This is a genomic window from Gordonia sp. SMJS1, assembly GCF_029866425.1.
GTDB lineage: Bacteria > Actinomycetota > Actinomycetes > Mycobacteriales > Mycobacteriaceae > Gordonia > Gordonia hongkongensis.
In genome coordinates, this window is sequence record NZ_CP123381.1 from 3,112,640 (window position 1) to 3,123,570 (window position 10,931).

Genomic DNA, 10,931 nt, shown 5'->3' on the forward strand with positions numbered 1-10,931 from the left:
TCCTGGTGAGCCGGGTTGCGAAGACCCTTCGTGACGCGCCCTCCGCAAGCTCCGGCCTACTCAGGGAGCGGGTGGGGGCCGTCGCTTGCGCGCCGCGCCTCGGCCTCGCGGATCGCCGCGTCGATCCGCGGTCCGATCACCTCGAGCGCGTCGGTACCGACGATCCCGAGGTGATCGGCATCGACGTCGACACGGGTGACCCGCCCGCCGAGGAACGGTGTCCAGCGTCCGGCGGTGGTGTCCGGGTTCGCCTCCCCCGCCGCCGCGACGACGAGCATCGCGTCGCCGTCGTAGGTTCGGGGCCGATGGTCGACGGTGCGTCGGGCCGACGTCGCCATCCGTTGGAGCATGCGGTCGAACGCGGGTCCGTCGAGGAGTCCGAGTCCGACGACCCGCTCGCGGACCGCCGCCGCCATCGCGGCCGGATCGTCGGAGGCGGTCACCGCGTCGATGTCGATGACCGCTCGCCACCCGCCGAGCAGGTCCGCGACCGTGGCTCGCGCATCCTCCGCGGACACCTCGGCACGCGCCGCCGCCCCGTCGGTCTCGAGTTCACCGCCGGTCTCGAGTTCGTCACCGGTCGCGGGATAGCTGTCGAGGAGGCCGAGGAACCCGACTTCGGCACCCTGCGAACGCAATTCGGCCGCCATCTCCTGGGCAATGAGCCCGCCGAGGGACCAACCGACGAGGTGGTAGGGCCCCTGCGGGACGATCGCCCGGATCTCGGCCACATACCGCGCGGCGAGTTCGCGGATCGACGTGGCGGCCGTGTCGCCGGCCACCACGAAGGGGTCCTGCAGACCGAAGACCGGCCGGTCGTCGAGATACGGTGTGAGACCAGCGAACAGCCACGCCAACCCATCGGCGGGGTGGACGCAGAAGACCGGTTCGCGGCTGCCGTCCGCCCGTAGCGGCACGACGACCTGGCCCCGCGTGGCGGCGGTGTCGGCTGAGTCCTCGTGCGTCGCCTGAGCAGCGAGCCGGGCGCCGAGATCGCGCGGTGTGGGTCCGGCGAAGATCCATGCGACCTCGACGGGCAGTCCGGTCCGTCGCCGCAGCAGCGACACCAGCCGCACCGCCGACAGCGAGGTCCCGCCGAGGTCGAAGAACCCCTGGTCCGCGTCGGTCACCGCAGTCCCGGTGATCTCCGACATCGCGTCGGCGACCGTCACTTCCCAGCGGCCGGTCGGGGCCGCGGGCTCGGCGTCCTCGCGCCCCCCACCGGCTGAGTTCATGAGCGACGCGACCTCGCGGCGTCCGGGTCGCCCGTCCGCGCCGACCGGGATGGCGTCGACGACGCTGATCACCGTCGGAATACAGTGTGCGGGCAGCACTCTCGACAGCTCGCGTCGGAGGTCGGAGGCGCCGGGGCCGTCGCGGTCGACCACGACCCAGGCCCCCACCTCGACTCCGTCAATTGTCGGCTGACCGTCGGACGCCGACGCCACGACCGCTGCAGTGACGACGCCCGCCACCGCGTTGAGTGCCGCCTCCACCGCATCGAGATCCACTCGCCGCCCGCCGATCCGGGGGTGACGCTCGACCGGCCCGAGGATCTCCGGTCGTGTCATCGAGGCGTCGACCCACCGCGCCCGCATACCCGTCGCGAGCAGCGAACCGTCTGCCGTGCGCTCGTGCAACTCACCCGGCACCCGCGCCGGTACCGCCCGGCCCGCGCTGTCGAGGATCAGCGACGCACCGTCAACGGCACCGGTCACATCGACCTCGTCCAGCACCATGTCGATGTCACCGGTCACGGCGTCGAGCATGCCTAGGAAGACGTCGCGTATCGACTCAACCGTCTCGATGTCGAACAGCGCTGCGGCGTAGTCGATCTCGCCGACCAACTCGACAGCCGCACCGACGGACCGCTCCGCGAGACCGAGGGTGAGGTCGACCTTCGCCGGCGGCGGCCCCGGTTCGACGGCCACGACCTCGAGACCGTCCACGATGAGCGGCTCGGCGTCCGCGCCGATACCAGGCACCGCCGGTGTCCCGGACGACTCGCCGAGATAGTTGATCATGATCTGCACGAGCGGCGCGTGGGCGGTGGACCGGACCGGGGTGAGGTGCTCGACGAGGGTCTCGAACGGGATGTCGGCGTGCGCGAAGGCCGCGAGATCGGCGTCGCGGACCCGGCGGAGCAGGTCCTCGACCGTGTCCTCGGAGTGCACCGATGTGCGGAGCACCACGGTGTTGACGAACATCCCGATGAGCCCCGCCGTGGCCGCGTGCCCGCGACCGGAGATGGCGGCGCCGACGCTGATGTCCCGCACATCGGCCACACGGGCGAGTGCGGCGACGAAGGCGGCGTGACAGACCATGAACGGGGTCATCCCGTGCACGCGTGCGGTCGCCGCCACCGCCGCGCTGCGCTCCTCGCCGATCTGGAGGGGCAGCCGACCACCGGTGGGGTCGGCGATCGGTGGACGCGGACGGTCACCGGGGATCTCCAGTGCGGCCGGAACGTCGGCCAGCGTCTCGGTCCAGAACGAGTACTGCGCCGCCATCGGTGAGGTCGGGTCGTCGAGGTCCCCAAGCAGATCGCGTTGCCACAGCGCGTGATCGGCGTATGCGATCTCCGGTACGTCGATCGACCCGACTTCGGGGCGTCGACCGTTGCGGTACCCACCGAGGAGCTCCGCGGCCAGGATCGCCAGGGACGCCGCATCGCCGGCTATGTGGTGCAGGACCAGCACGACTCGAAACACTGGCGGCGACGCACCCTCCGCTGATACCAGCGACGTCACCACACGCAACGGCAGCTGCGTCGTCACGTCGAATCCCTCCGCGCACAACGCCATCGCGTCCTCGGGCGTCCCGGCCGATTCCCAGCGCAGTCGGGCCGCCGCCACCGAAGGATCGAGGATGTGCTGTAGCGGCACCCCGCCGTCGCCGAGCGGGTAGACGGTCCGCAGCGGTTCGTGTCGCGTCATCACAGCCGCGACCGCGGCGCGTAGTGCGTCGACATCGAGGAATCCCCGGATGTCGAATGCGATCGGCATGTTGTACGTCGGGGACGTCACGTCGAACTGGTTGATGAACCACAGTCGTTGTTGCGCATACGACAACGGGATGCGCTCGGGCCGGGGTCGTGCGACGAGCGGATGGTCGGAGACCCGACGACGCGTGACGAGTTGCGCGAGCTCGCGGACCGTCGGGGTGCGGAAGAGGTCGCGCACATCGAGGTCGGTCCCGAGCTGCTCGCCGATCCGGGCGACGACCCGCATCGCGGCGAGCGAGTTGCCGCCCAGATCGAAGAACGGCGTCGTCACCGAGATCTCGTCGAGTCCCAGCACGTCGGCGACGACGACGGCCACCGCCCGTTCGACGGCGTCGGCGGGCGGCACCATCTCGACCGGCTCGCTCCGCGGCGCGGGCAGGGCCCGGCGGTCGAGTTTGCCGGTCGCGGTCACCGGGACCGAATCGAGGACCACCCACTGCGTCGGGTGCATGTACTGCGGCAACGCCTGCCGCAGATGCTCACGGATCGCGTCGAGATCGACACGGCCGGCGAGGTATCCGACCAGTGCATCGCCCGCCGGTCCGCTCCGGACGGTGACCGCCGCGTGCGAGATGCCGTCGACACGGGCGAGGACGGTCTCGATCTCCCCGAGCTCGATGCGCTGTCCGCGCAACTTCACCTGGAAGTCTGCCCGGCCGAGGTATTCGAGCGCACCGGAGGCGTTCCAGCGCACCAGGTCACCGGTCCGGTAGAGGCGGCCTCCGTGCGGGCCGGTGGGGTCGGCCACGAACCGTTCGGCGGTGAGGTCGGGCCGGGCGGCATAACCGCGCGCCAGCTGATCGCCGCCGACGTACAGCTCGCCGACCACCCCGACCGGCGCCGGGCGCAACCCGTCGTCCAGCACCCACGTGGTGGTGTTCGCGTTCGGGCGCCCGATCGGCACGATCACGTCGCCGGGGGCGAAGCGGTACGCCGTCACCTCGACGGCCGCCTCGGTCGGCCCGTAGAGATTGTCGAGGTCCGCCTGCGGCACGAGCGCCGCCATGGCCTCGGCGGTGGCCGCCGGCAGTGCCTCGCCCGACGCGTTGACCCGCCGCAACGACGACAGTGCCGCGCGCCGCCGCGGGTGGTCGCCGATGTACTCGACGAACGCCGCCATCATCGACGGCACGAAGTGCACCGAGGTGACCCGATGCCGCTCGATCTCGGCGAGGACGTGGGCCGGGTCGATGTGGCGGCCGTCCTCGACGATGACGAGGCGGGCCCCGGCCATCAGCGGTTCGAACAACTCGGGGACGGACACGTCGAAGGTGACCGGCGTCTTGAGCAGAACGGCATCGTCGGGACGCAGCGGGGAACGCACCGCCATCCATGCGAGTCGGTTGAGTACGGCGCCGTGACTGACCGTGACTCCCTTGGGCGTTCCGGTCGAGCCGGACGTGAACAACGTGTAGAGGGCGTTGCCCGGACACGGGCGACGGAGTTCCGGCCGGGGACCCGAGCGGTCTTCCGGCGGGGCGTTTCCGTCAACGACGAGCGTCGGTACCGACAGACCGGACAGCGCGGACGGGGACACCTCAGCGGTCAGGATGACCGCGATCGACGCGGCGTCGACCATCGCGGCCACTCGTTCGGGCGGAGTCGACGGGTCGATGCTGACATAGCTGCCGCCGGCCATCACCACCGCGTGGATCGCGAGCACCAGCTCCACCGACCGCGGGATACACACGCCCACGGCCACTTCGGGACCCACGCCGTGGGCGGACATCATCTCGGCCAGCTGGGTGATCCGGTCCATGAACTCGCGGTAGGTCACGGATCGCGCACCGGCCACCAGTGCCGTCGACTCCGGTGAGCGTCGCGCGGCCGCCTCGATCGCATCGGTGACCGTCGACCACGGCACCGACAGATCGGGGCCCGCGATCAGTTCGGCGATCCGCGCGCGCTCGGCCGCGTCGGTCAGGTCGATGGCACCGACAGCCATGTCGTCGGCACCGACGACCGCCTCGAGGACCCTGGTCAGGCGGGTGATCGCGGTGCGCGCGGTCCGCTCGTCGAACAGGTCGGTGGCATAGACGATCTCGACGTCCCACGCGCCTTCGGGACGGATCGTCACCGCCACGGTCAGGTCGAGCTGGGTGGTGCCGGTGGACGCCTCGATCGGCTCGAAGGTCAGATTCGCCGATCCCGAGGGGTCGGTCCCGACCGTTCCGGTGTCCTGATCGTGCAGCACCGACAGCATCACCTGGCTGATCGGGGCGAACGCCTCCGACCGGACCGGGGACAGTCGGTCCACCAGATACTCGAACGGGACATCGGCGCGTGCGAGGGCGTTGATGTCGTCGACGCGCACCCGTTCGAGGAACTCCCCGACCGGCGTCCGGGGGTCGACGTCGGTGCGCAGGACCACGGTGTTGACGAACATGCCCACGAGGTCGTCGAGATGCGCATGGCCCCGTCCGGCAACCGGGGTGCTGATCACGATGTCGCGGGTCGCGGACAGCCTCGCCAGCACGATCGACAGCGCGGCGTGGACGACCATGAACTCGGTGGCCCCGTGGGCGCGGGCCGTGTCCGCGATCCGCTGTGTCAGTTCGGTCGGGATGGCCGCGGTGACGCGACCGCCCCGTTGCGACGCGACCGCCGGTCGCGGCCGGTCCGTGGGCAGCGGGAGGAGGTCGGGGATCCCGACAGTCGATTCACCCAGTAGCCGACCTGGCGACCGAGAACGGACTCCGGCGAGTCGATGTCCCCCAGCGTCTCTCGTTGCCACAATGCGTGATCGGCGAACTGGATCGCCGGTGCGGCCGCCGCTGGCGCATGGCCCCCGGCACGCGCCAGATAGGCCCCCCACAGATCGGCGACGAGGGGCCGCATCGACTCACCGTCGGCGGCGATGTGATGCAGTACGACGACGAGGACGTGGTCGTCGGTGTCGATCCCACCGTCGCCGACGGCGAACAGGCGGATACGCAGCGGCAGCTCGGACGTGATGTCGAAGGCGGCATCACCGACGAGTGCGGCCGGGTCGGCGAGCTCCCGCGGAGCCTCGATGTCCTCCCACCGCAGGCGGGCCCGGGCCTCGTCGATCGGCAGGATGTGCTGCCGCGGTTCGCCGCCCGGCGCCGGGAACAAGGTCCGCAGGATCTCGTGGCGGGCCAGCAGGTCGACTACGGCGGCGCGTAACGCAGTCCGATCGAGCCGGCCGCGGAGGCGGACGGCCATCGGGATGGTGTAGGCCCCCGAATTCGGTCCAACCGGTTCAGGAACCAGATCCGTTGCTGGGCATATGACAGTGGAATGTACGCGGGCCGTGGATCGACACGGCGCAGCGGCGGCGGTCGCGACGCATCGTCGTAAGCGGCGTCGACGCGACGAGCAAGCAGGCGAACCGTCGGCGCCTCGAAGACGTCACGGACACCGACGCGGACCCCGAAAGCGTCCCCCGCGCGGGCACTCACACGCGTGGCCGACAACGAGTTGCCGCCGATGACGAAGAAGTCAGCGGTCACCGACACGTCGTCGAGTCCGAGAACCTCGCCGACGATGGCCGCGAGTAACCGCTCGGTGTGCGTCGACGGCGGAACGCGTTCGGCGTCGGCCTTCGACGGCTCGATGGCGGGGAGGCCGGCGCGGTCGATCTTCCCGATCGGGCTGCGCGGGATGGAGTCGAGCACCATGAGTGCCGCCGGGACCATGTGCGATGGCAGATGGGTCGCGAGATGTTCACGGAGGGCAGAGATCTCGACCGGCCGTCCGGGCTCGACGGGTTCGACGTAACCGGCCAGCGAGGTCACCGGGTTCCCGACCCCGATGACCGCCGCCGTCCGCACCTGCGGGTGTGCGGTCAGGACGGCCTCGATCTCACCGAGTTCGAGCCGTTGTCCGCGCAATTTGACCTGGAAGTCGGCGCGGCCGACGTAGACCAATCCGCCACTGCGGTCCCGGCGCACGAGATCCCCGGTCCGGTACATCCGCGTGCCCGGTGCCCCGTCGACGGCGGCGACGAAGCGCTCGGCGGTCAGCGCCGGCCGTCCGTGGTAACCGCGTGCGAGTTCGGGACCGGCGAGGTACAGCTCCCCGACGACCCCCGGCGGCACCGGATGCAGCCGCTCGTCCAGGACATGGGCGCTCGCGCCAGGGACCGGGCTGCCGAGGTGGACCGGCTCGTCGACGCCGATCGGAGGCGAGGTGACGCTGATGATCGTGGTCTCGGTGGGTCCGTAACCGTTGTGGAACGCCACGTGCGCGGCCCACCGGTCCTTCTCGGTGTCGGGGACGGCCTCGCCGCCGACGAGGACGTCGGTCATGGGCAGGCGACCGGGATCCGGCAACGACGCCGCCACCGACGTCACCAGGAAGGCGTGGGTGGTGCGGTGCGTCGTGATGACGTCGGCGAGCTCGCGGCCCCCGTACACCTCGGGAGGCGCGACGACGAGCGTCGCAGCACTGCCGTAGGCACCGAGGACCTCGAGTATGGCGGCATCGAACGCGGGCGAGCTGATCCCCAGCCAGCGCGCGTCGGACCCGGATCGGTGCCGGTCGCGCAGCACCGTACTGACACCCGCGAGGCCGCGGTGCGTCACGAGCACCCCCTTCGGCGTCCCGGTCGATCCGGAGGTGAAGATCATGTAGGCGCCGGAATCGGGTGTCACCGGCCGGTTGCGACGCGGCGGGTCGAGCGCCGGGCGTTTGCGCAGGTCGGCGACGAGCGCCGCGTCGAGCCGCAGTCGCGGCGGCCACGTGGAGGCCGTGTCGGCGGTGGGCCCCTCGACACTCCCGTCGGTGAGCACCAGCACGGCGTTCGCGGCGTCCAGGACCCGAGCGATGCGTTCCGCCGGGTAGCGGGGGTCGATCGGGCAGTACACCGCACCGGTCTTGGCCACTGCCCACAAGGCGAGCTGCGCCGTCGCCGAGCGCGGGAACGCGCTGACGACCACGTCCTCCGGACCGATACCGCGGCCGATGAGGACCGTCGCGAGATGCGAACTCGCCGAATCGATTTCGGCATAGGTCCAGACGTGTTCGGGGTCCGCGGCGGCGGGGTCGACGACGGCCGGGTGGGTCGGACGCATCCGCGCCGCGTCGATGAGCAGGTCCGAGAGGAGTTCCGGGGCGGGATCGGGGTCGCCCGAGACGAGCGGGATCATCTCCTCGTCCGGGGTCAGCAGCTCGAGGTCCCCGACCGGCAGTGTGCTGTCGCCGACCGCGGACGTCAGCACGCCGACGAATCGGTCCGCGAGCCGGCGCGCGTCGGATTCGTCGTAGAGGTCCGTTGCGTAGGTGAGCGAACCGCGCCACGGAGCCCCCGCGGCCGGGTCCGTCAGAACACCGAGGGTCAGGTCGACTTTTGCCGAGTTGTCCTCGACGGCAACGGGTTCGACGTCGAGGCCGGCGAACTGCCCACCGGGGGCGCCGGGGGCGGCGAGATCGGACGTGGTGAGCAGCACCTGGACCAGTGGCGCATGGGACGCGGTGCGGGCCACCCCGAGTTCGTCGACGACGTCGTCAAAGGGCACGCCGGCGTGATCGAGGGCGTCGAGATCCACCTCGCGCACCACCCGCAGGAGGTCGGTGAACGGCTGTGCGGGGACGATCGGGGTCCGCAGCGCGACCGTGTTGACGAACATGCCGATCAAGTCGTCGGTGTCGCCGTCGCGGCCCGCGGCGGCGGTCCCGATGACGACGTCGCGGCTGCCCGACAGCCGACCCAGCACCGCGGCGAGTGCGGCGTGCAGCACCATGAATGCGGTGGCGTCGCCGGCGCGGGCGAGGATGCCGATCCCCTGCGCGACACGTCCCGGGATGACGAACTCGACGGTCGCGCCGCGCATGGTCGGCGTGGCCGGGCGTGGATGGGTGGTGGGCAGATCCATGAGGACCGGGGCGCCGTCGAGCCGGCGGGCCCACCACTGCCGGTGCTCGTCCTGCTCGTCCGCTCGTCCGGCGACCTGCAGGACGTGATCGGCGTACTGGATCGGGAGCGGCGGCCAGTCCGGGCTCCGACCGTCGCGTCGTGCCGAGTACGCGGTGAGCAGATCGCGCGACAGCGCCCGGCCCGACTCGCCGTCGGCGGCGATGTGATGGATGCTGACAGCCAGCAGCGCACTTGTGCCGGGATCGACGTACACACGGGCGCGCACGGGCAGGTCACGGGTCAGGTCATATGGCTCGGCGGCGACGGCCAACGCTTCGGACTCGGAATCCGCCACCGCCCAGTCGAATCCGGGATTCTCCGGATCGACGTCGTGGATTCGTTGCTCGGGGCGTCCGTCGCGGGACACCGGGTAGGTGGTCCGGAGAACCTCGTGACGCGCGACCACGTCCGCGAGCGCTCGACGGACGTGTTCGACTTCGACCGTGCCGCGGAGTCGGAAGGCGAACGGGATGATGTACGACGCCACCGCCGGCTCGTACTGGTTGATGAACCACATGCGGCGCTGGGCGCTCGAGAGAGGCAAGACCGACGGACGGGCCGGTGCAGCCGACCGATCCGGGACTACTGTTCCGGCCCCGGCGATGTCTGCCGCCTGGACTCGACGCGCGAGATCACGGACCGTCGGGGCGTCGAAGACGTCTCGCACCCGTACCGGGACCCCGAGCATCCGGGAGACGCGGGCCGCGAGTCGGGTCGCGGCCAGTGAGTTGCCGCCGAGATCGAAGAAGCTGTCGGTCACCGACACCGAGTCCGCGGCAGACAGCCCGAGCACGTCGGCGAAGACACCGGTGATCGCGACTTCGGCGTCGGTCTCGGGGAGCACGCGTTCGGCGGCGACGAAATTCGGTGCGGGCAGCGCCTTGCGGTCCACCTTGCCCGCAGTGTTCAACGGCAACGCGTCCAGGACGACCCAGGACGTGGGCCGCATGTACGCGGGTAGTTGCTCAGCCGTCGCGCGCAGATGCTCGACGTCGACATCCGCTCCGGTCACGTGAGCCACGAGTTGTTCTCCCGCAGCGAGTTCCATGACCGAGACCACCACCTGGGCGACACCCGGCGTGGTGCCGAGGACGGTTTCGATCTCCCCCAACTCGATCCGCTGCCCCCGCAACTTCACCTGAAAATCAACACGACCCACATACTCCAACTCACCCACACCACTCCACCGCACCCGATCACCCGTCCGATACAACCGCACACCCACCCCACCAAACGGATCCGCCACAAACCGCTCCGCAGTCAACCCCGCCCGCGACGCATACCCCCGCGCCACCTGCACACCACCCAGATACAACTCACCCACCACACCCACCGGCACCGGACGCAACCGCGAATCCAACACCCACACCGACACATTCGGCACCGCCCGACCAATCGGCACCACCACCTCACCACCCGACACCACATACAACGTCACATCCACCGCCGCCTCAGTCGGCCCATACAAATTCACCACCCGCACCCCCGGCACCAACCCCCGCAACCCCTCCACCGCACCCACACCCAACGCCTCACCCGAACAAAACACCTGACGCAACGACCCCAACCCCGAACCCAACCCGCCCGAACCCGGCAGCACCGACTCCTGCGGCACCGACTCCCCGAGAGCATCCACAAACACCGACAACATCGACGGCACAAAATGACACACCGACACCCCGAACCGCTCCACCACCGACGCCACATACCACGGATCCCGATGACCACCCGGCTCCGCCACCACCACCGAAGCACCAACCATCAACGGCCAGAACAACTCCCACACCGACACATCAAACGACACCGGCGTCTTCCACAACACCACATCCCGCCCCTGCAACCCGAACAACGACTGCATCCACCCCAACCGATTCACCACCGCAGCCTGCGACACCGTCACACCCTTCGGCCGACCCGTCGACCCAGACGTGAACAACGTGTACACACCCGCACCACCCGGCACCTCCCCCACACCCGACACCACCTCACCCAACAAACCCACACCCAACCCCTCACCAACCACCACACCATCAACCGAAACACCCACCC

3 protein-coding genes are annotated in these 10,931 nt (G+C 70.2%); all 3 read right to left on the minus strand.

What is annotated here, in order from left to right:
* Nucleotides 1-56: 56 nt before the first annotated feature.
* The 3 genes from QAD21_RS14285 to QAD21_RS14295 are packed head-to-tail and all read right to left on the minus strand — an operon-like array spanning nt 57 to nt 10,884.
* The gene (locus tag QAD21_RS14285) at nt 57-5,672 is read right to left on the minus strand and encodes a non-ribosomal peptide synthetase (RefSeq protein WP_280361738.1); all 5,616 of its coding nucleotides are present in this window, start codon (nt 5,670-5,672) and stop codon (nt 57-59) included.
* Nucleotides 5,555-6,190 (minus strand): condensation domain-containing protein, encoded by a 636-nt coding sequence (locus QAD21_RS14290; protein WP_280359758.1) that lies wholly within the window; start codon nt 6,188-6,190, stop codon nt 5,555-5,557. Before QAD21_RS14290 ends, QAD21_RS14285 begins: the two co-directional genes overlap by 118 nt.
* Complete coding sequence (locus tag QAD21_RS14295) at nt 6,136-10,884, minus strand: non-ribosomal peptide synthetase (protein ID WP_280359759.1); 4,749 nt, start codon at nt 10,882-10,884, stop codon at nt 6,136-6,138. Before QAD21_RS14295 ends, QAD21_RS14290 begins: the two co-directional genes overlap by 55 nt.
* Nucleotides 10,885-10,931 lie beyond the last annotated feature (47 nt).